The organism is Pedobacter ginsenosidimutans, assembly GCF_001442625.1.
Taxonomy (GTDB): domain Bacteria; phylum Bacteroidota; class Bacteroidia; order Sphingobacteriales; family Sphingobacteriaceae; genus Pedobacter; species Pedobacter ginsenosidimutans.
Map to the genome: position 1 here is coordinate 52208 of NZ_LMZQ01000004.1, position 21917 is coordinate 74124.

Annotated in this window: 18 protein-coding genes; 9 read left to right on the plus strand and 9 right to left on the minus strand. The window is 37.5% G+C overall.

Going from position 1 to position 21917, the window contains the following annotated elements:
- Window positions 1–31: 31 nt before the first annotated feature.
- Entirely contained in the window at window positions 32–946 is a 915-nt protein-coding gene (locus ASU31_RS07310; protein ID WP_057931724.1) for an alpha/beta hydrolase, read from the minus strand.
- A gap of 10 nt (window positions 947–956) precedes the next feature.
- A protein-coding gene (gene prfB / locus ASU31_RS07315) for a peptide chain release factor 2 (protein WP_131030342.1) occupies window positions 957–2031 on the minus strand; the annotation gives its coding sequence in 2 pieces (ribosomal slippage) (window positions 957–1970 and window positions 1972–2031; 1074 coding nt in all).
- A 536-nt stretch (window positions 2032–2567) separates the two neighbouring features.
- On the opposite strand from prfB, the gene ASU31_RS07320 reads away from it, so the two are divergent.
- Together ASU31_RS07320 and ASU31_RS07325 are read left to right on the plus strand one after the other, a co-directional pair.
- Window positions 2568–3824: a 6-bladed beta-propeller gene (locus tag ASU31_RS07320; protein WP_057931725.1), complete on the plus strand. Its 1257-nt coding sequence runs from the start codon at window positions 2568–2570 to the stop codon at window positions 3822–3824.
- Between the two features lie 13 nt (window positions 3825–3837).
- Window positions 3838–6663: a TonB-dependent receptor gene (locus ASU31_RS07325; protein WP_057931726.1), complete on the plus strand. Its 2826-nt coding sequence runs from the start codon at window positions 3838–3840 to the stop codon at window positions 6661–6663.
- Window positions 6664–6681: 18 nt separating this feature from the next.
- Here ASU31_RS07325 and ASU31_RS07330 read toward each other — a convergent pair whose 3' ends face one another.
- Together ASU31_RS07330 and ASU31_RS07335 are read right to left on the minus strand one after the other, a co-directional pair.
- Window positions 6682–7986, minus strand: a complete 1305-nt coding sequence (locus ASU31_RS07330) for an amidohydrolase (RefSeq protein WP_057931727.1) — start codon at window positions 7984–7986, stop codon at window positions 6682–6684.
- Between the two features lie 240 nt (window positions 7987–8226).
- Window positions 8227–8736, minus strand: coding sequence for a hypothetical protein (locus ASU31_RS07335; protein WP_057931728.1), 510 nt, complete (start codon window positions 8734–8736; stop codon window positions 8227–8229).
- Between the two features lie 156 nt (window positions 8737–8892).
- Between ASU31_RS07335 and pgi the strand changes: the two genes are divergently transcribed.
- From pgi to ASU31_RS07365, 6 genes are all read left to right on the plus strand, one after another.
- Window positions 8893–10539, plus strand: coding sequence for a glucose-6-phosphate isomerase (pgi, locus tag ASU31_RS07340; protein ID WP_057931729.1), 1647 nt, complete (start codon window positions 8893–8895; stop codon window positions 10537–10539).
- Window positions 10540–10792: 253 nt separating this feature from the next.
- A complete protein-coding gene (locus ASU31_RS07345) occupies window positions 10793–12106 on the plus strand; it encodes a M16 family metallopeptidase (protein ID WP_057931730.1) in 1314 nt (437 codons plus the stop codon).
- Between the two features lie 32 nt (window positions 12107–12138).
- Entirely contained in the window at window positions 12139–14217 is a 2079-nt protein-coding gene (locus ASU31_RS07350) for an insulinase family protein (RefSeq protein ID WP_057931731.1), read from the plus strand.
- A 385-nt stretch (window positions 14218–14602) separates the two neighbouring features.
- Window positions 14603–14971: a c-type cytochrome gene (locus tag ASU31_RS07355; protein WP_157257945.1), complete on the plus strand. Its 369-nt coding sequence runs from the start codon at window positions 14603–14605 to the stop codon at window positions 14969–14971.
- Between the two features lie 57 nt (window positions 14972–15028).
- Window positions 15029–15571, plus strand: a complete 543-nt coding sequence (locus tag ASU31_RS07360) for a YceI family protein (RefSeq protein ID WP_057931733.1) — start codon at window positions 15029–15031, stop codon at window positions 15569–15571.
- Between the two features lie 6 nt (window positions 15572–15577).
- The gene (locus tag ASU31_RS07365) at window positions 15578–16525 is read left to right on the plus strand and encodes a DUF5777 family beta-barrel protein (RefSeq protein ID WP_057931734.1); all 948 of its coding nucleotides are present in this window, start codon (window positions 15578–15580) and stop codon (window positions 16523–16525) included.
- 82 nt (window positions 16526–16607) lie between these two features.
- On the opposite strand, the gene ASU31_RS07370 is transcribed toward ASU31_RS07365, so the two are convergent.
- From ASU31_RS07370 to ASU31_RS07380, 3 genes are read right to left on the minus strand one after another with little or no spacing between them, the layout of a single operon-like run.
- The gene (locus ASU31_RS07370) at window positions 16608–17750 is read right to left on the minus strand and encodes an ABC transporter permease (protein WP_057931735.1); all 1143 of its coding nucleotides are present in this window, start codon (window positions 17748–17750) and stop codon (window positions 16608–16610) included.
- A complete protein-coding gene (locus tag ASU31_RS07375) occupies window positions 17750–18886 on the minus strand; it encodes a glycosyltransferase family 2 protein (RefSeq protein ID WP_083505305.1) in 1137 nt (378 codons plus the stop codon). The genes ASU31_RS07370 and ASU31_RS07375 overlap by 1 nt, the downstream gene beginning before the upstream one ends.
- Window positions 18864–19841 (minus strand): lysylphosphatidylglycerol synthase domain-containing protein, encoded by a 978-nt coding sequence (locus ASU31_RS07380; RefSeq protein WP_057931736.1) that lies wholly within the window; start codon window positions 19839–19841, stop codon window positions 18864–18866. The genes ASU31_RS07375 and ASU31_RS07380 overlap by 23 nt, the downstream gene beginning before the upstream one ends.
- A 41-nt stretch (window positions 19842–19882) precedes the next feature.
- Here ASU31_RS07380 and ruvC point away from each other — a divergent pair, with 41 nt between their 5' ends.
- Window positions 19883–20470, plus strand: coding sequence for a crossover junction endodeoxyribonuclease RuvC (gene ruvC / locus ASU31_RS07385; RefSeq protein ID WP_057931911.1), 588 nt, complete (start codon window positions 19883–19885; stop codon window positions 20468–20470).
- Between the two features lie 54 nt (window positions 20471–20524).
- On the opposite strand, the gene ASU31_RS07390 is transcribed toward ruvC, so the two are convergent.
- Together ASU31_RS07390 and ASU31_RS07395 are read right to left on the minus strand one after the other, a co-directional pair.
- Entirely contained in the window at window positions 20525–20917 is a 393-nt protein-coding gene (locus tag ASU31_RS07390; RefSeq protein WP_057931737.1) for a hypothetical protein, read from the minus strand.
- 9 nt (window positions 20918–20926) lie between these two features.
- Entirely contained in the window at window positions 20927–21820 is an 894-nt protein-coding gene (locus ASU31_RS07395; protein WP_057931738.1) for a DUF4349 domain-containing protein, read from the minus strand.
- Between the last annotated feature and the right edge of the window lie 97 nt (window positions 21821–21917).

Consider the following 21917-nt stretch of genomic DNA (forward strand, 5'->3'; position numbering starts at 1 on the left):
TGGTTAAGAGGTTAAAATATCAGCAAAGATATTAAAATTTCTCTCTTTTCATCCAGTCAGCCAACAAGTTAAACCAATCTACATCCGAAGTTCTGTTGATTAAGCCAAAACCGTGACCACCTTTCTCGTACAGATAAATATCGGTATCTACCTTATTCTGTTTTAACGCTTCGTTCATTAAAATACTATTTTCGAAAGGAACAGTTTTATCATCTTTAGCATGCACAAAAAAAGTTGGAGGTGTTTTCCTGGTTACATTTTTATTGGCTGAAAAATAGTGTTTTAAACTATCAGCAGGACTTGGACCCAATAAATTCTTCATCGTACCAGTGTGCACAGATTCTTCAAAACTGATTACAGGATAAATTAATGCAGCGAAATTTGGCCTAAGATCTATCTTTTCCGGGTCGGCAATTTTTAGATCATTATAATGGGCAACCAAAGTTGAGGCAAAATGCCCCCCCGCTGAAAAACCCATAATTCCAATCTTGTTGGCTTTAATCCTATACTTTTTTGCATTTTTCCTGATCAGATAAATGGCCTGCTGTGCATCCTGCAATGGGCCATAAGTTTTATCAACCATAATCTGATCGCTCGGTAAACGGTACTTCAATACAAAAGCGGTAACCCCAATCGCATTAAATCTTTTGGCTACATCGGTTCCTTCATGGCTAAATGCCAAAGCACCGTAACCACCGCCCGGGCAAATGATTACTGCAGTTCCTGTTGCGATATTTTTAGGTGCTTCGAAAACTGTAAACGTAGGTACCGAAACTTTGGTAACACTCAGTGTACCATTTGCACGTACCTCTGTATTTTCTACATAATCTACAGGTGTAGTTTTAGCGCCAGGAATTTCACCTGAATATAACGGTACAACTTCTTGGGCATTCGAATAGTTAACTGCCATAAACAATAACATGATAAGGATGGATGATTTTGCCATTTGTTTTAGATTAAAATTCCATTAAATATGCTTTTAAAAACCCGTTAATATCGCCATTTAAAACCGCATCAGGATTGGAGGTTTGATAATTGGTGCGGTGATCTTTTACCCTTCTATCATCCAGCACATAACTCCTGATCTGCGAGCCCCATTCGATCTTCTTTTTCGATCCCTCTACCGCAGCAATTGCTTCATTACGTTTCCGTTCCTCAATTTCATATAATTGAGATTTTAATAAACGGATAGCATTCTCCTTATTCTGCAACTGCGATCGCGACTCCTGGTTTTTAATAATAATGCCTGAAGGTTTGTGGTATAAACGCACAGCTGTTTCAACTTTGTTTACGTTCTGTCCGCCTGCTCCACCAGCCCTAAATGTTTCGAATTCTATATCCGCAGGGTTAATATCAATCTGAATGGTATCGTCAACCAGGGGATAAACATAAACAGAAGCGAAAGATGTATGCCTACGGGCGTTTGAATCGAATGGAGAAATCCGAACCAAACGATGTACACCATTTTCGCCTTTCAGGTAGCCATATGAGAAATCGCCATCAAACTGAAGCGTTACCGATTTTATACCGGCAACCTCCCCTTCCTGGCTGTCCTGTTCGGTAATTTTATAACCATTCTTTTCACCCCACATCATATACATGCGCATCAGCATATAGGCCCAATCACAGCTTTCCGTTCCACCAGCTCCGGCAGTAATCTGTAAAACGGCAGAAAGTTGGTCTTCTTTGCTACGGAGCATATTTTTAAGTTCCAGTTCTTCTACGGCAGTTTTACTGATCTCGAACTGGTCTTGCAGTTCAGCTTCTGAAGCATCGCCCGATTGAAAAAACTCAAACATTACCGCAGCATCTTCAACCGCATTATTGGTTTGGTTAAAGCCATCCGTCCATTTTTTCTTTGAACTGATTTCGGCAAGAATTTTTTCTGCTTTTTTTGGGTCGTCCCAGAAATCGGGCGCCATTGTTAACTTTTCTTCTTCGCGGATGGCGTAAAGTAGCTCATCAACGTCAAAGATACCTCCTCAGCGACGTTACTCTGTCCCTTAAATCTTGAATATTTTCTTTGGTCATGGTAACAAATATAGCAATAATGAGATACTATTAAGGTGACGCTAACCAAAACCTTAACTATCTTCATTTTTTAGAGTGAGGAAATAACAGTAATCTTTTTATAACTAAGAAATTAAGGTCATTAAAAGGTCTTCGATCAAAACCTTAACTATCTTCGGTTCTTAATGGTTTGGAAATAATCTAGGCACTTTTACTACTGAGGAATTAAGAACATTAAGAGAACGCTAATCAAAACCTTAACTGTCTTTATTTCTTAATGGTTTAGAAACATCCAGATACTTTAGTATTAGATCAGACTCAAACTAAATTACTTGCATTTTAACCTAAGACACCCATAAATTAACTCACCTGATAACGTAGCTGTTAAAACTTGTTAAAATCAAAAAACGAACAATCAACTAACTATTTAATTGATTAATTTCCGAAAATATTTACAGATCAATGGGTATTCGTACAAACTGCTTTTCATTTTAGTGGTATAACCTTTTATTGATCGGGCCATATTTAAACTAATATTAATCTCTAACCAACATCAAATGAAAATGCGCTCTATTATTTTAGGGTATTTGCTTTTCTGTTCAGTGGCATCAGCACAAACCGGAAAAATAGATAGTTCTGAAATGGTTACCTTACGTATCGACCCTCAAACTGCGCGTGGCGCAGCTGTTTCTCAGGTTTTTAGCGAAGTAGAATTTATTCCGCTCGAAACCACTAAAGAAAGCCTTTTTGGAAACATACATCAACTAAAAATTGTAGATGATAATTATGTGATTTTCGACTACGACACGAAGGCAATCTTAGTTTTTTCGAAAGATGGCAAGTTTAAATCCAAAATCAACGCAAGCAATATACAACCAGAAAAAAACGGTAAAAACAAAACAGAGTTCAATAGCTTCACAGTAGAAAAAGAAAACAATATCAATTATATAGTAGTTTTTGCCCACCCTCGCGCATTCTATTTTGATTTAACTGGAAAACAGATAAAAAAAGTAATGATTAAAGATTACTATAAGCAAAATACAAGTCGGGATTTTAAAATCGCAAATAATAGCACATCAATACGGCCAGATTTTAAAGTAAAAAAAGGAAAGGATAGCACGTTTTACGAACTTGGGATAATTAACAAAACCGATTCTGTTGGATATTTCCCATATAATATAAAAAGATATGAAACCGATGAATTTTGGGGATCAGGTGAGCGTTTCTATAAATACGGAGTTGAAAATGAAATGTTTTATCTCAACTACTATTCTTATAATATCTATAAAGCCAGTCCTTCCAAACTTTCGCTGGCCTACCATATTATATTCCCAGCTGCTAATTCCTTACCGAATGACTTCACAACCAATCCGGTTTATGTTAAAAAACGGGGAGAATATTTTAGAAACAATCCAAAGATTTTTTATGGCTTAAGTAACACTTATTTAGTTGGTAATAATCTTTACCTCAAAATGCACAATTATGGTTGGGACACAGGAATGAAAAAGGCCCTTATTTACAACTTAAAAACCAGTGAGCTAACCTCTGTGCAGGATCTGGAACCCGATTCTTTATCGTTTTTTTTACCCGTTACTGATGCCAGTGGTAATTTCTATGATTTTATAAATAATGGCTTTCATATGTATGAAAATGGTTATTTCTACACCAATTATTCATCATTGGCCATGTTTACTTTTAAAGAGCAGAGCGAGGGTAAAACTACAAAATACCCGCCCAGTTTAGAAACTTATTTTAAAACCCAGAATAAAAAGAGTAACCCCATTATCATTAAGCTTAAACCTAAACAAAACTAATACCCCCATCTAAATGCACCATCTTCAACGCTACCTCACCGTATTTTTAATCGTATTCTGTTTTTACAATTCGAAAGCCCAACAAGCTAATCTTACACAAGTTGGGGCAGTAAAAGGGGTAATTAGGGATACCACACATAATTACAACTTAAAATCGGCAACAGTATCGTTATTTAAAGGCGACAGTACGTTAATGAGTTATCAGTTAAGTAATAACTATGGCGAATTTAGTTTTAAGAGCCTGCCCCTCAATGTTAAAATGCATATAGAAATAAGCCATGTGGGCTACCGGATACTTCGAAAAAGTTTCACCATAATGGATGGAAAAACTGCGCTGGATTTAAAAACATTAATTATTGCAACAAAAGAGAACAATTTACAGGATGTAGAAATTAGGGTGGCGCCTATTACCATGAATGGCGATACCCTTGAATTTAATGCAGCAGCTTTTAAATTAGATAGTAATGCTGTAGTAGAGGATCTTTTACGTAAAATACCCAATGTAACCCTTTGGGGCGATGGGCAGATTACTGTTAACGGCCGTGAGGTAAAGAGTTTGCTGGTAAACGGAAAACAGTTTTTTGGTGGCGATTTTAAAATGGCTACCCAAAACATTGCAAAAAATGCTTTAGATAAGATACAGGTTTATCGGGAACGGAACGAAAGCAACCCGCTCGATAGTACCTTAACCGTAAATTTAAAGCTCAAGAAAGGTAAAGACATTGGTTATTTCGGCAAAATAGGTGCAGGATATGGCACCACCAAAAAATACGAAACCGATGCAAGTTTTAACCTGTTTTCGCCAAAAATGCAGCTGGGTATTATAGGCGCGAGCAACAATATTAATAAAACAGCCAATAGCATTAGAACACTAACTGCCAACAGCACTTTTAAAGGCTTAAATACCAATGTAGAGTATCAGCCCGATTTCAGACAATCGGGCATTAACCAGCCGAATATTGGTGGTGTAACTTTTACTTATAATTTTATTGAAAAACCTGTGTACGACAAAAAAAGCACATTAAATGCGAACTATTTTGTGCAGAACAAAAACAATGAAAATATATCTAATGCACAAACAACCACATCTATTAATGCTACAGATAAAATATACGATACCAATACCACCAGCGGAAATACAGCATCAACCAATCAAACCTTTGATTCGAGCCTCGAATTTGCTAAAAAGAACCACCGTTTAAATATTAACCAGTCGATGTCGTTAAACAACGGTACATCAAATAATGAAACACAAAGAAGTGCTTTCGATGGCCAGAATGTGTTAACGAGTACCAATAATACAAAAGCACAAAATAATTTTAACAATAAAGGCTTTAATCTTGGTATACGGTATGGCCTGTCTCCTAATTATATGACCCGAAAAGCGCATCGTTTTAACGGTCTTAATGCAAACTATCAGTTATCAATAAATGATAACGATAACCACCGATCAAATTTGACTGCTTTCAGATCATTTGTAAATGCAGCTGCGAATACAGATTATGATAGAAGATACAATACACAGCGGGAAGCTTTCAACCAAACCTTATTACTGGAGCTTCCTAATTTAAAATCGTTTTTGTTTGGTCGTAAAAACCTTGCTGACTTCGATTTATCTTTAAAAAATAATTTAGAACTAAACAACAACACCGATCATAACCTGGTAGAAGATTTAAAGGGCGGTGTTTATGCAACAAATACTTATTTAAGCAACAATACCAAAACCAATATTGTTGATGAAACACCAGAACTAACCTTAAGTAAATCTTTCCGCAAAAGTTTATCAAACAGATTTGACAAAAATTTAAGGATTGAAGCTTCTGCAAAACAGCGTTTTATTTTTCAGGATAACAGATCGGATAAAGCCTTGCAGAACATTAACCGAACCTATAATAAATTTGTACCGGAAGTGAGTATCAATTATAGCAATTACCAATATGGCGAATTTTATAGATCAATGTCATTAAGCTATAAAACCAACATTATTATTCCAAATTTACAACAGTTAGCACCTTTAACGGATAGTACGAATTTATATAACCTACAGATGGGAAATATTAAATTGAGGGAAGCTACCGATAAGTCTGTTAACTTTAACCTCAACCATTCCGATCAGACAAGCAAAAACACCTTAAATTATAACTTTTATGCTTCGGCAGGTATAATTGATGATGGCATTGTAGATAGTATTTTTATCGATAATCAGAATAAACGCACCATCTATTTAACCAATGCAAACGGCAATAAGTATTTAAATGCCAATGGTTTTCTAAGAAAAACATTTAAGCTGAAAACCACGGAGTTACAACTCAGTTTAAACGGGGGAATAAATATTGCTAAAAATGCCAGTTATTTAAATGATGTATTTAGTTTTTCCAATATCTTAAATACGAATGCCAAACTAAGCTTAAACTATACTTATAAAGATAAATTTGCAGCTGAAGCTGGCCAGGGATTTAACACCTACAGAACGAAACAGGAAGCATTTAACACGAAATATAGCGGATTAAATTTAACCAGTTCTTTAAGCTCCATTTATAACATTACCAAAAAGTTTACTTTAAGTAGCAACATTAGCTTTAACTCGAGCAAATCGAACAGTGCCGCCAATATAAATTTTGCCATCTGGAATGCCAGTGCCGTTTATCGTTTTTTAAAAGGAAATAATGCGGAGTTTAAATTTTCTGCCATGGATCTGCTACATCAAAACACCAACATCATTAATTATGGGGGTGCCAATAGTTTTACGTTAGGCAGTCAAAATGTACTACAGCAATACTTTATGGCTACTTTTTCATACTACCCTAGGCAGTTTGGAAAAAAGCCAGTAAAGAAATAAGATGATTTAACCATCATCTTATTTCTTCATCGACATGTAATCTAAAGTAAGATTAGAAAGTAATTTAACACCCAACACAAAACCACTTTCATCAAGATAAAAATCCGGTGTATGGTGCGATGCAGCTTTTAAAGGATCTTTACCTTTTGGCATCCCTCCTAAAAACACAAACAAACCTGGTACTTTTTCCTGAAAGAAGGAGAAATCTTCTGCACCTGTAACTGGTGGTTTTAATTTCACATGATCCTTACCTGCCGTCAATTCCATGCTTGGCAACATCTTTTCGGTTAGCGCAATGTTATTAAAAGTAACCGGATAATGGTTGCTATAAGGAATTTTAACTTCAGCCGTTGCACCGCCTGCTTCGGCCGTTTTGGTTACTATGGTTTTAATCCTTTCGATAAACATGGCCTCATCTTCCTTACTAAAGTTGCGTACTGTACCTAACATTTCTACCTTTTCGGGAATAATATTCGACCGTACACCACCATTAATAGCGCCAATGGTAACCACACCTGGATTTTCTGTTATATTTAAATTTCTACTTACTATGGTTTGCAGGCTATTGATAATCTGGGCCGAAACCACCACCGGATCGATACTGCTCCATGGATAGGCCCCATGTGCCTGGCGGCCGGTAACGGTAATCTTCATATCGTTTACTGCTGCCATTGTACCCCCGGGGCGGTAAGTTACATCGCCAACTTCGGTTTGAGAATTGATGTGTAAACCGAAAATTACATCAACTTTAGGGTTTTCGAGTACACCCTCCTTAATCATTAATGCTGCCCCACCTTCATCTCCGGCAGGCACACCTTCCTCAGCGGGCTGAAATATGAATTTCACCGTCCCCTGAATATCTTTTTGCATAGAAGCCAGTACTTCTGCTACGCCCATTAAAATAGCCACGTGGCTATCGTGCCCACAGGCATGCATTACACCTACCTCTTGTCCGTTATACTGCGTTTTTACTTTCGAGGCAAATGGAACATCTACCCGCTCGGTAACTGGTAAACCATCCATATCGGCACGCAAAGCAACTACTGGCCCAGGTTTACCTCCTTTTAGCACACCAACTACGCCTGTTTTGGCAACGCCTGTTTTTACTTGTATACCTAAAGATTCTAAATGTTTTGCAATAATGCCAGCTGTTCTTACTTCTGTATTTCCCAATTCGGGATGTTCGTGAAAATCGCGCCTCCAGGTAATTACCTTTTGTTCGATGGCATCGGCTTTTTTCGAAACCAATGGTCTTAAATCTGATTTTTGGGCAAAAGAATTTAATGCCAGTAGCGAAAAACCGATCAGGAATACTTTCTTCATAAATGAATTATTTAGTTTAGGTGCCCTAAGCTAAACAATTTTAAGGAGAGATGGAATTTGGTGTTACCTGAACAGATAAGAACAGTATTTCTTCAGGTATCAACGCTAAGGTTTCCAAAATGGATTTTAGAGTTGTCAACTTTAAATGGCAGGTTTCCTACTAAAAGTTGACAACTCTTCTTAGGTATTTATTTTTACGGGTAGATCAAAAGAACATAGATCCTAAAAATCAGTAAATGCTTAATTAAACATCCCCTTCAGCTTATCCATAATACCGCCACCTCCTGCCTGGCCGGGCTGCTGCGCCTGCCCACCGCCATTAAACATTCCGATTACGTCACTTACATCAAATTTACCATCATCGCCACCCAAACTTCCCAAAACATCTTTAATGTTAAAGGAGCTATCGTTCGGGTCGTTTGTTTTTTGGGTAAACTTGGCAATCAGCCCCGGAATAATGCTTGCTGCCAAAGATTTCGCCGTATCGGCATTAATGCCCAAGCCACTTAATTTATCGATAAAATTCCCCGAAGCCTGTTCAGCAACCTGGGTGCCTTCTGCTTTGTTACCGTTAAATATATCAGTTAATGCACCAATATTACCTGATGATACCTGGTCTTTCAGCGTATCGAAGATAGAACCCGATGCAGCCTGGATTACCGCTTCATTTTGTTCATTCGGAATAGCGGTATTGTTAACAACACTTTCCTGTACGTTTTCACGCACCATTTCATTTAAGTTTTCTAACATAACGTAGAATTAAAGGTTAAAATAATTAATGAACTAACAGGGATGGTGTATTAAAGTTAATGTGTTTAATCGACATTAAAAATTCTTATTCATTTAGAACATTAAAAAGACCATTTTAAATTTTTGCTTTATTACTTTTACAAAAAAACAAAGATTATGTTACCTAAAGTAAATTTCACAGAAACTGAGGCCTACAAGTATTTAGCCGATCATTTTATAGATATTAATCAAAAAAGCATTAAAGATCTTTTTGCTGAGGATGCAGATCGTTTCAATAAGTTTTCTGTTTTTTTTGAGGATATTCTGCTAGATTATAGCAAGAACCGCATAAGCGATGAAACATTAGCACTATTGATTCAATTGGCTCGTGAGTGTAAATTGGATGAAGCTATAAAATCGATGTACAACGGCGATAGAATTAATGAAACCGAAGATCGTTCGGTGCTTCACATTGCCTTACGTAATTTAAGCAATACACCAATTTTAGTTGATGGTAAAGATGTGATGCCCGAAGTAAATGCAGTACTGGCTAAAATGGAGAAATTTAGCAACAGCATCATTAGCGGTGAATGGAAAGGTTATACAGGCAAAGCCATTACCGATGTGGTCAATATTGGTATCGGTGGGTCAGACTTAGGTCCGGTAATGGTTACCGAGGCCCTAAAACATTATAAAAACCACTTAAACATTCACTTTGTTTCGAATATTGACGGAACACACATCGCCGAAACATTAGCAGATTTAAATGCGGAGACAACATTATTCTTAGTCGCATCAAAAACTTTTACTACACAAGAAACCATGACGAATGCACACTCTGCCCGTACATGGTTTTTGGATAAAGGTGGAAAAGAAAGTGATATTGCTAAACACTTTGCCGCATTATCTACCAATGCTAAAGACGTTTCTGCTTTTGGTATCGATACCGAAAATATGTTTGAGTTTTGGGATTGGGTTGGTGGTCGTTACTCGTTATGGAGCGCTATCGGTTTATCCATCTCATTAAGTATAGGCTTTGATAATTTTAAACAATTGTTAGCGGGTGCTCACGCAACTGATAACCATTTTAAAACTGCTGAGTTTGAAAGCAACCTGCCTGTAATTTTAGGTTTGTTAGGCGTTTGGTATATCAATTTCTACAATGCAGAAACACAGGTTATTTTACCTTACGACCAATATATGCACCGTTTTGCTGCTTATTTCCAACAGGGAGATATGGAGAGCAATGGTAAACATGTAGATAGAAATGGGAATGAGGTTGATTATGAAACCGGGCCAATTATCTGGGGTGAGCCCGGAACAAATGGCCAGCATGCTTTTTATCAGTTAATCCATCAGGGTACCAGGATTATCCCTGCCGATTTTATTGCTCCGGCTCAGAGCTTAAACCCACTAGGCGATCATCATCCAATTTTACTATCAAACTTCTTTGCACAAACAGAAGCGTTAATGAACGGTAAAACCGAAGAAGAAGTAACTGCTGAGTTAAAGAAAGAAGGCAAATCAGATTCAGAAATTGAAAAAATTGCACCGTTTAAAGTATTTGAAGGCAATCGCCCAACAAACTCTATCTTATTGAAAAAAGTAACTCCATATACTTTAGGCAGTTTAGTTGCCATTTATGAACATAAAATATTTGTTCAGGGAATTATCTGGAACATCTTCAGCTTCGATCAGTGGGGAGTAGAGCTTGGCAAGCAATTGGCCAAAAAGATTCTTCCGGAGCTGGCGGGCAACGAAAAAGTTTCGAGCCATGATAGTTCTACCAATGGCTTAATTAACCAATACAAAGCCTGGAGATAAAATATAAAAAAAAGCGAGTGTAAATACTCGCTTTTTTTTGTTTAAATCCATAATTTAGGCCCATCCTTATTATTCTTCACGCTAGTGAAAAATCCAAATTAACTTATTAATGAAATAGTTGCTCGCTTTCGCCTTTGATTATTTCTAATCATTTAAAAAACTACTAATGAAACCATCATTAGCATGCTATTCATCATAACAAAAAAACATGCTAATGATAGCTTCATAACCATTAAAAAACAATTATAAACTTATGAAAAAAAGAATTCTTTTTGCTTTGGCTATTTCCAGTCTGTGCTTAAGTGCCTCTGCCCAAAAAGTACAGTTTACGGAATTCGACCTTGACAATGGCCTCCATGTCATTCTACACCAAGACAAAACCGCTCCAGTAGTTGCCGTTTCGGTAATGTATCATGTTGGGTCTAAAGATGAAGAAACCCAGCGTACAGGTTTTGCTCACTTTTTCGAACACTTATTATTCGAAGGTTCGGATAATATCAAAAAAGGTGAATTTATGAAATTAGTGAGCAGTAACGGCGGCCAGAACAATGCCAATACTTCTCAAGACCGTACTTTTTATTATGAACTTTTTCCATCAAACCAGTTAGAACTGGGTCTATGGCTGGAAAGCGAAAGAATGTTACACCCGGTAATTAACGAAAGTGGAGTAAAAACACAAAATGAAGTAGTAAAAGAAGAGAAACGTTTACGTATAGACAACTCCCCTTACGGAAAATTTACAGAGAAAATTTTCGGTCATTTGTTTGATGGCCATCCTTACCGCTGGCAGCCAATTGGTTCAATGGAGCACTTAGATGCTGCAAAATTGAGTGAATTTATTGCTTTCTTTAAAAAGTATTATGTGCCTAACAATGCGGTTTTAACCATTGCCGGCGATTTGGATATAGAGAAGACTAAAGCTTTAGTAAAATCATACTTTGCTGAAGTACCTAAAGGTGCACCAATTGTTCGTCAAGAATTCAAATTACCAGAAATCACCAAAGAAATTATCGATACGGCTTACGATGCCAATATCCAGATTCCAGCCATCTTCGCGGCTTACCGTGTACCAGGGATGAAGAGCAGAGAGAGCAAGGTTTTAGGGATGATCAGCTCTATTTTATCAGAAGGCGGAAGCTCGAGATTAAGTACTAAAATGGTCGATCAAAAGAAAACAGCATTACAGGTTGCTGCTTTTAACTATTCGCTTGAAGATTATGGCGCTTATATCACCTTGGCTTTACCCAATAAGAATACACCGCTTAACGATTTATTAAAAGATATTGATGAAGAAGTTTTACGCCTTCAAACCGATTTAATTAGCGAAAGTGATTATAAAAAACTGCAGAATAAATTCGAAAACAACTACGTGAGTGCAAACAGTAAAATGCTAGGTGTTGCCGAAAACCTGGCTGATGGTTATACTTTCCATGATAAGGATACAAACGATATCAACAAGGAATTAGAGGTAATCAGATCAATCACCCGCGAGGAGATCAGAGATGTTGCTAAAAAATACCTGAACAAAAACCAAAGAGTTGTATTGTATTACTTACCTAAGAAATAAGCTGATCGCTTTTCATTTTAATTATTAAAAACATGAAGAAATTATTCATTATAGCTGCAGTTTCCTTATTGGCTCAAGGTATTTCAGCACAAACAATAGACCGAAGCCACAAACCAAAACCTGGCCCGGCACCCGTTATCACCGTTGGCGATCCTGTGATTTATAAATTAGCAAACGGTATTACTGTTTTAGTGGTAGAAAACCATAAACTACCAAAAGTATCGGCAAGTTATAGCATCGACGCAGGTCCTATTACCGAAGGCGCAAAAGCAGGCGTAGTAGGCTTGATGGGCAGTATGCTGAACGAAGGAACCACAACTAAGACAAAAGCACAATTTGATGAAGCAGTAGATCAGCTAGGTGCCGATGTAAGTGCAGGGGCTAATGGGGGCTCTGCTTCTGCTTTAACCCGTTATTTCCCTCAGGCATTTGCTTTAATGGCGGAGAGTATCCGTAAACCTGCTTTTCCTGCAGAATCTTTCGAAAAACTAAAATCGCAAACCATTACCGGATTAAAATCTAACGAGAAAAGTGCGAAAGCCATTTCAGCACGTGTGGTAAATGCATTGGCTTATGGTAAAAACCATCCGTATGGAGAGTTTGAAACGGAGGCTTCTATTACAGGCATTACTTTAGACGACGTGAAAGCAGCTTATAAGAAATACATTACCCCATCAAGAGGTTATTTAACTTTTGTTGGTGATATTAAACCAGAAGCAGCCAAAGCCTTAGCAGAGAAAGCCTTTGGCGATTGGAAAGGAACTGCCTTAACTTTACCGGTACTTACTAAAGTTGCTAATCCTGCCAAAACTGAAGTTGACATCATAAATGTGAGCAATGCTGTTCAATCTGAAATTACAGTTGTGAACTTAATCGACCTGCCAATGAGCAGCCCAGATTATTTCCCGGTTTTATTGGCAAACCAGATTCTAGGTGGTGGTGGCGAATCGAGATTATTTGATAATCTCCGCGAGAAACATGGCTTTACTTATGGTGCATACTCAAGCACAGGTTCTGGCCGTTTCCAATCTAAATTTTCGGCCAATGCAGCTGTTAGAAATGAAAAAGTTGATAGTGCAGTGGTAGAATTTTTAAGAGAAATTAACACTATCCGCACGACCAAGGTGACCGCTGACGAATTACAGAATGCGAAAAATCTTTTCAATGGATCGTTTGCACTGGGCTTAGAAAATCCGGCACGTACTGCAGGTTTTGCAAGCAATATCTTAATTAATAACTTACCTAAAGATTTTTACCGCACTTATTTACAAAAGATTAATGCCGTAACAACCGATGATATTTTAAGGGTAACTAAAAAATACTTTAACCATGATAATACACGTATTGTTATTGTAGGTAAAACTGATGCCTTTGCAACAGGCTTGACCAAAGCAGGTTTTAAAACACAGCTTTATGATAACTATGCGAATGCGGTTAAAGCAACCGAAACTGCTGCTGTACCAACAGCTGCACCTGCAGAAATTATCAAAAACTACATTAAGGCGATTGGTGGTGAAGAAGCTATTAAAAAAATCACTTCATTACAGCAAAATGGTGAAATGGAAATGCAAGGTCAAAAGCTTACGGTTACCATTAAAAACATGGCGCCTAACTTAAGCAGCATGGAAATTTCCATGGGCGGCCAAACGGCAATGAAACAGGTTTACAATGGTAAAACAGGTTACGCGATGCAGATGGGCCAAAAGGCTGAATTAACTGGCGATGACCTGGCTGAAAAGAAAGATGATAAAGGTTATGGTAGTCAAGTGTACTACGCAACTGATGGAACGAAAATTGAAGCAGCTGGAACAGCCAAGGTAGGTACTGCTGATGCATTTAAATTAAATATTACTTCTCCATCGGGCAAAAAGAAAACTGAATATTACGACACCAAATCAGGCCTACTTTTAAAAGAGGAGAGTACCACTACCAAAGGCGGAGCTGAAATTAGCGAGTCTGTGGAATATTCAAACTACAAAAAAGTTGGTGATGTGTTATTTCCGTTTACCTTAACTCAATCGGTAGCAACTCCGCAAGGCGCTCAGGAGTTTTCAGTTGTAATTAAAGACATTAAAATTAATCCGCCATTAAAAGCCGAAGATTTTAACTAAGTTTTAGATAGAATTTATCTCGAAAGCCGTCCTGATGTAAAATCGGGGCGGCTTTTTTTATTTTTTTTTATTGCAGGCAACCAATTTTAAAAAGCTTACGTATCGATTAAGATTTCAACAGAAATTTCATTTAAAAACCACTGCCAATACAAAAACAGCAATGATTCTTAAATAAACAAAACTTAAACTTAAAAAATTCGGATATGACTGCTAAAAAACAAGTTATCGCGATTTTATTCGCTGCATTCCTGATCATGTTATGCATTTCCGTAAAGGCAAAAGGCAATTCAGTCCTCATTAACAAAATTTTAGCTGTTTCGCTTACCAATCGACTGTGATTATCAAGAAATCTATCTTTTACAAAATTAATTTAAACAAAAACCTTATGAAAAAACAAAATTCAATTTTTTTACTAGCCGCACTCACTGCTTTACTTTTTGCCTGCTCAAAAAAACAAGCAGAGGAAATAAAACCCGAAACACCAACACCAAATGGTCCAACACCTGTAACCACTGCGAATGTAACCTACTCAAATTTTGCCGGGGCATTGTTTCAAACCAAATGTAACAGCTGTCATGGCCCTAATGGGGGAATGAAGGCGGTATGGGCATTGAATGGTTTAGCCTCTATAAAAAATGATGCACGTGTAGCTAATTCAGTTTTGGTTACCAGAACAATGCCCAGAGGCGGTTCTTTAACCGCGAGCGAAAGAGAATTATTACAGGCCTGGGTTGATAAAGGTATGCCAGAATAATAAATAAGGATTAACGCTGATCAAGATGGTTCCATAAAAATTTAAATAAATACACCAATGCAAAAACTACTTTTCACCTTAATAGCCCTGTTATTATGCACAGGTATAAAAGCGCAGATATGGGTAAGTAAAAACGTAACTTCTTCATTTTTCTCTTCAACACCTGTTGAAGATATCGATGCGTTAAGCAAAACAGGCGCTTCGGCCCTCAACATCAAAACCAACGATATTATTTTCAAAATCAACAATACTTCTTTTCAATTTAAGAAAAAGTTGATGCAGGAGCATTTTAACGAAAACTATATCGAAAGCGATAAATACCCAACTTCAGATTTCAAAGGAAAAATTATAGAACAGATTGATTTTTCAAAACCAGGTACCTATCCAATCACCGTAAAAGGAAATCTGCAAATCCATGGAGTTACCAAAGAATATCAGGTGAAAGGTTCTCTGGTTATCACAGCTGATGAGGTAAAGGCTACTTCGGCTTTTAATGTAAAACTTGCTGATCACGACATCAAAATTCCAACAATTGTTTTCAAACAAATTGCCGAAACCATACAGGTAAAAATGACGGCTACTTATCAACCTAAAAAATAAAACCTTATGAAATATCATCTAAAATCACTTTTATACTTGTTTGTCCTTTGTCTACCAATAGTTGCTTCTGCACAGGATTCGCTTGAAAATGCATTGCAGATGCCTGTAGAAAAAAAGAATGTAAAGGCCACATTTAAAGCAACCAAACTCATTAACATACAAACCAATGAAACCATTTACAAAAATGAACTGGATTTCAGGGTAGACCACCGGTTTGGAGATATTGCCGGATCTGGCGGCGGGATTAAAAACTTTTTCGGCCTGGATCAATCTACCGATATCCGAATAGGTTTTGAATATGGAATCAGCGATAAACTTTCTGTAGGCTTAGCCAGGGCAAAAGGCGCCGGAGTTGTAACACAATTGTATGAAGGAAACTTAAAATACCGGTTGCTGGAACAAACAGATGACGAAAAAATACCCGTAGCGGTAACATTGTTTGGCAGTACAACCATTGCAGCCGTAAAGGCTTCAACTGATCCAACAGCGGTAAATGCTTACAGCAAATTTCAAGATCGTTTGACCTATGTGGTGCAAGCGGTAATTGCGCGTAAATTTAATTCGAACTTCTCGATGCTGGTTATGCCATCATACATACACCGCAACTTTACCGTTTTTGGCGATCAGAACGATATGCTTGCACTGTCGGTTGGTGGGCGTATCAAGATCACTAAACGGATGGCTTTTGTTGCCGACTATACTATTCCATTCAGGGATAAAGATAAAAAAGCCTACCTCGAAAGCACATTGGGAACGCAATATTACAAGACACTTGGTGCCGGACTGGAATTTGAAACCGGAGGTCATATTTTCCACCTTAATTTTACCAATGCCACGGCTATACAGGAGTCGCAATTTATTACCGATACCAATACCTCCTGGCTTAAGGGACAATACCGTTGGGGTTTTAGCATCGCCCGTAGATTTTCTTTTGATAAGAAGAAAGCAAAATAATCAAACTTATAACAAACGATTAAGTTTTGTTTTTAAGGGTAAGCAGTATCGTAATTGGTACTGCTTTTTTTTATGATAATGATTAAACGGTTACATTCTGCCCTTTTACATCAAATGCATCACGTAAGCCTATGGCCAGCACATTAAAGGCATAAACCGTAAACATAATGGCTAAACCGGGCAAAACCGCTAAGTAGGCTGCATCCATAATAATATATCCATAATGTTCTTTAATCATGCTCCCCCAGCTTGGCATAGGTGGTTGAGCGCCAAAGCCCAAAAAGCTTAACCCTGTTTCCAGCAATATGGCTGAGGCAAAATTAGATGAGGCAACAACCAAAATTGGCCCCGCGATGTTTGGTAATATATGTCTGATAATGGTTCTGCTCGTACTAAAACCCAAAGCTCTTGCGGCCTCCACAAATTCGACTTCTTTTAAAGCCATTACCTGCCCGCGTACTAACCTTGCTACATCTACCCAGGTTGACAAGCCTACCGCAATAAAAATCTGCCAGAAACCCTTGCCTAAAGCGAATGATATGGCAATTACCAGCAGTAAGGAGGGTAATGACCAAACTACATTCATAAACCAACTGATGGCTGCATCTACGCGACCACCAAAATAGCCAGCAATGGCTCCTAAACTCACGCCAATAAAAAGAGAGATTAGAACGGCCATTAAACCTACAGATAACGAAACTCTGATACCTAAAATCAACCGGCTTAATAAATCACGTCCGTAAATATCTGTGCCCAAAATATACGTGCGTGTATAGATGTTATTTTCTTTGAAAAGAGCTTGTGGTGTTCCTGTTTTTGAAGGTAAAACACAACTTGGACACAAATCTTTCAGTTCGTATCTGGTTTCCTTGGCTTTTTCATCCTCGCCAATATATTCCTGTACAAGAACATCTTTACCTTTTATCTTATAAGAAGTAATCGGGATGCCTTTAAACGTTGATGTTTGCCCGTTTAACATTCTTTCGAAAAAGTTAAGCTTTTCTACTTTCGGGTTCCTACTGACAATTAAAAACGTAAATCTACTTCCGGGTTTCTTTTTGTTTAACTGGAGAATCTGAACATTCGCATTTGGAGAATCATCGGGCATAATTAAATAACCCAAAATACCCATAACCATCAAAAGTAAAATAAAGACAAATCCGCCGAAGGCAAATTTATTCCGTTTAAACTTTAACCATACTTTTTTTGATGGGCTATTATCCATTATCTAACCATTCTGCCTTTCCAATTGTATTTTCCACTGTTTCCAGCAATGCCGATGTAAACCATATAAAGTACGTGCAGCACATTTAAAACAGGGATCAAAATGAGTAAACTGCGCCTTTTGGCAAAGCCGGTTACATCCCATAAAAATAAGGTTTCTAAAACCATTTTAACCAATAGTTGATAAAATGTGATGGTCAAAAAACCTGGAATAAAAAGCCCTGTAATAAAGTTTGCCAGAATAGTGAGGTTAAAGATCCAAATCAGAACCCCTAATACGATAATGGCCTTATTTTTATAACGGGTACTTTTCGAAGCCCAACGTTTCCGTTGCTGAATAAATGCGCCCAAGGTTTCTTTTGCATGCGTATACACAATGGCTTCTCTATTTTTGAGAAAACCGATCTGATCAGGGTACTTGGCAGCAATTTTATGCAACAGTAGCTCGTCATCGCCCGAAGCCAGATCATCTATGCCCTGAAAGCCACCAACTTCATAAAAGGTTGTTTTCTCGTAAGCCAAATTTGCTCCATTACAGGTTGAGGGTTCCTTATTGCCAATAGTAGAGGCCCCCAAACCGATCAGGTATAGAAATTCTAACGATTGCAGGCGCTCAAAGAAACTTTTCTCCTGGAAATAGGCTACCGGAGAGGAGATCATTTTATAATTTTTCTGCTCATATAGGTTTACAATAGTAGCGAGCCAATCTACACCCATTCTGCAATCGGCATCGGTGGTGATAATCAGATCGCCAGAACAAGTTCCTATTGCAGTTTGTATAGCCTTTTTTTTGTATGAATTCAACGCCCTATCTTCATTCAGTTTGATCAGTTTCACATTCCGGTCTGCATAACTCAACACAATTTCTGCCGTACGATCGGTAGAATGGTCGTCGATAATAATAATTTCAGTTAAAACCTTAGGGTACTGCTGTGCAACAAGGTCATCGATGGTTTTAGTAATATTAGCTTCCTCATCCCTTGCGGCAACAATGATAGAAACTTTGGTTTGTGGATCGGATTTTTGCGGAGTAAAATAAACCAGGTTATGCCATCCTCTGATAAAATTAAGGACTAAAAAACCATAGATTAAGGTTAAAGCAGCAGATACTAGACTAATTAGATTTAAGATTTCCAAAAAAATTGAGTTTAAAAACGAAATAAGTTCCTAAGATAGCAGGAATTATAATATTTATGAGCCAAATACTTGCAGTACATGCAATAACAGCCACATGTTGGTCAGTTACGTGTTTAAATAATTCAACAGCGGTAACACTCCTGATACCCACATCAAAAAGATCAAGTGAAGGTAATGCCGATTGTACCAAAAAGAGCAAACAGGTCATCATAATGATATCTGCATAATGCAACCCTGGTATTAACCAGATAAACAGAATGAAATATTGCGAGCTAAATACCAGATAACGGGCAAAACAATAAATGATGATTTTGAACAGCTCTCTTTTTCGGTAACGGCCTAAAATGCTGTAAAACTTCTTGTATTTCCTTGTGAATTTAATAGAGAGCAAAATCCCATTTAACCATCGGATATTAAAGTAGAAGATCAGGAAAAACAGACAGAAAAATACCGCCAGAAATACTACTGCGATAAACAGCACATGATCGATCGGGATAAAACGATAAACAAAAAAACAGGCGGCAATGGCTCCAAAAACATTCGTTAATACCAGTTGACCAATGCTGCCAACACTCATGGCCACTATACCCACAATCCTTCTTTTAGGTGATAGGAAAAATACCCTTCCTCCATACTCTCCTAGCCTGTTGGGTGTGAAAATGGCCAATGTTAATCCGCAAAATACCGATTCGATAGCGCGATAAAAACTGATAGGCTCGATGTGGCTCATGAGGTATTTCCATTTTCCCGCCTCCAAAAACCAATTCACAAACATCAACAATACCACGATACCAATTACCGTAATAATTTCTGTTTGAGGGATATTTTTTAATAATGTACTAAAATCGTGCAGGTTTTTATTCGCAACGAGTTTATGGTAAATAAACCAAAAAGCAAATATTACGATTGCAGCTTTGATGAAGATTGATAATATTTTTTTGTTCTTGCCTGTCAAGATTATCTTTTTAGTTTGCAAATATGCTTAATATTGCTGTAATGTTGAACGAAAAAAAGGAACGGGTTATTATGGGCATTGATCCAGGCACAGCGGTGATGGGTTATGGCGTAATTTTAGAGAAGGGAAATAAAACAGAACTGATCAGTTTAGGGGTGGTAAAGATGACCCATTTAGATGATCCATTCCTTAAACTTCAACGTATATTCGAAAAGACTGTGGTTTTAATCGATCAGTACAAACCTGATGTTTTGGCCATCGAAGCACCGTTTTATGGAAAAAACATTCAGGTGTTATTAAAATTGGGTCGCGCACAGGGCATTGCCATTGCAGCTGCACTCTCCAGAAATATCTCGGTGACTGAATATTCGCCGCGTAAAATCAAACAATCCATTACCGGCAGCGGAAATGCCACTAAAGAGCAAGTGGCGGCGATGCTGCAACGTTTGTTAAATTTCAAGGAAACACCAGAATTTTTAGATGCAACAGATGGTCTAGCTGTTGCAGTTTGCCATTCTTTTCAAAAAATTACCTCCGGTGGAAAATCTAAAACCTATTCGGGCTGGGAATCTTTCGTAAGTGATAATAAAACCAAGGTTAAAGGTTTGGTTGCAAAAGTCAAGAAATAGTCGGCCGGTGTCCCACCGACCGACGGGTAATCTTCATTAAATCTCCATACTTTCCTATTTATTGGGAGTCAGATATAAGATTAGACTATCTTTTGAAACTGAATTATAGTTGTTTTTCTCCCGGTATTCATCAAAGTCAATTGCAAGCATATCAAAACCATCTTTTCTTAGCACAATTCTAGCATCTGGACAGTCTGGTACACACCCCACAAAGCGGCTACCTGTAAAAAAACCTTGTTCATCAGAATAACAACTGTCTGCAATATTACCATCTAGTTGAAGTACAACTTTAACTCCTTTTAAAGGAAGTTTGGTCTGTGAGTCATATACATGACCATCACCTCCCACAATCCCCTCGCATGCTAGTAGAAAGGTCAGTAATCCAAAAAACATGATATTAAATATGACCTTTTTCATTTTCAGGTTATTATTGGCATTCCAATACATGAAATAAATTTAATTGTTCGGGTGATTATCGATTAAACTTTTGGTCGCTTCATCTATTGCTAATTTATTCTTACGAATAAAGTATTTTATAGTGAAGAAGATTGCAATACCTACTAATATTAACATCCATAAATTGGAAATTGCGATGATGATTTCTTTAAAAATTGTCCAACCATTTACAATGCCCAACCAAAGTCTGTTAGCAAATGCCGGACGGTAATCGTACAGATTGTCATTGGCCACAATCATCGTTTTAACGGTATTATCCTGATAAAAATTAAGGGTAATGGTACTGAATTTTACACGGCTATCGATTTGCATATTCTCAATTCTCTTGTCTACATAATCGTCTTTGATGTAAAGAGAAGATTCTACATTAGCGCTTTTCTTCGAGGCTACTTTATTAATCTTTTCAATCGCATCGACCCGATTCTGTGCTTTTAGCTTATTGGATAAATAGGCGATGCTTTGATCATCCATCTTCATTGATTGGTTATCCACAAAAACCGCCATTTTTGCGATGGTATTGGTAAATTCATCCAGTTTCTCCGACGGAACTTTTGCCACCAGATAACCCTGTGTACGATAGGAGGTAATTTCTTTTAACGAATCGGTAGATTGTTTTACTTTATCGGTTTCCTGGATGGAGCTTTCGATGGAGAACTCTGCAACAGTCCCCCCTTCGGCTTTAATGGTTTTGCTAAGCTGTTCTTTTGTACTTTGAACATTTTTAACCCTAAAACGCATATCAGCAGTTTTGATAATCTTAGCTACAGCTGTACTATCTGTGGGCATTCTTAATTCATTTGCGACGATAACTTCGGAGCTAGCATACTTTTCATTCGATTTTTGGCAGCCAAAAATTGTTAAAACTATGGCTATAGCAATAATATTCCTTTTCATGATTCAGTGGTTCTAAAAAATTAATCATTTTAAATATCTGCTTCAAATGGCCATTAGAAGTTTTGCGTTTTGGGTTGGTTTGTAACGCTCTTTTCAC

Bases quoted from the DNA above. Each gene is read 5' to 3' on its own strand.
- ASU31_RS07310 (WP_057931724.1), bottom strand. From the start codon at position 946: ATGGCAAAATCATCCATCCTTATCATGTTATTGTTTATGGCAGTTAAC.
- ASU31_RS07320 (WP_057931725.1), top strand. From the start codon at position 2,568: ATGAAAATGCGCTCTATTATTTTAGGGTATTTGCTTTTCTGTTCAGTG.
- ASU31_RS07325 (WP_057931726.1), top strand. From the start codon at position 3,838: ATGCACCATCTTCAACGCTACCTCACCGTATTTTTAATCGTATTCTGT.
- ASU31_RS07330 (WP_057931727.1), bottom strand. From the start codon at position 7,986: ATGAAGAAAGTATTCCTGATCGGTTTTTCGCTACTGGCATTAAATTCT.
- ASU31_RS07335 (WP_057931728.1), bottom strand. From the start codon at position 8,736: ATGTTAGAAAACTTAAATGAAATGGTGCGTGAAAACGTACAGGAAAGT.
- pgi (WP_057931729.1), top strand. From the start codon at position 8,893: ATGTTACCTAAAGTAAATTTCACAGAAACTGAGGCCTACAAGTATTTA.
- ASU31_RS07345 (WP_057931730.1), top strand. From the start codon at position 10,793: ATGAAAAAAAGAATTCTTTTTGCTTTGGCTATTTCCAGTCTGTGCTTA.
- ASU31_RS07350 (WP_057931731.1), top strand. From the start codon at position 12,139: ATGAAGAAATTATTCATTATAGCTGCAGTTTCCTTATTGGCTCAAGGT.
- ASU31_RS07355 (WP_157257945.1), top strand. From the start codon at position 14,603: ATGAAAAAACAAAATTCAATTTTTTTACTAGCCGCACTCACTGCTTTA.
- ASU31_RS07360 (WP_057931733.1), top strand. From the start codon at position 15,029: ATGCAAAAACTACTTTTCACCTTAATAGCCCTGTTATTATGCACAGGT.
- ASU31_RS07365 (WP_057931734.1), top strand. From the start codon at position 15,578: ATGAAATATCATCTAAAATCACTTTTATACTTGTTTGTCCTTTGTCTA.
- ASU31_RS07370 (WP_057931735.1), bottom strand. From the start codon at position 17,750: ATGGATAATAGCCCATCAAAAAAAGTATGGTTAAAGTTTAAACGGAAT.
- ruvC (WP_057931911.1), top strand. From the start codon at position 19,883: ATGTTGAACGAAAAAAAGGAACGGGTTATTATGGGCATTGATCCAGGC.
- ASU31_RS07390 (WP_057931737.1), bottom strand. From the start codon at position 20,917: ATGTATTGGAATGCCAATAATAACCTGAAAATGAAAAAGGTCATATTT.
- ASU31_RS07395 (WP_057931738.1), bottom strand. From the start codon at position 21,820: ATGAAAAGGAATATTATTGCTATAGCCATAGTTTTAACAATTTTTGGC.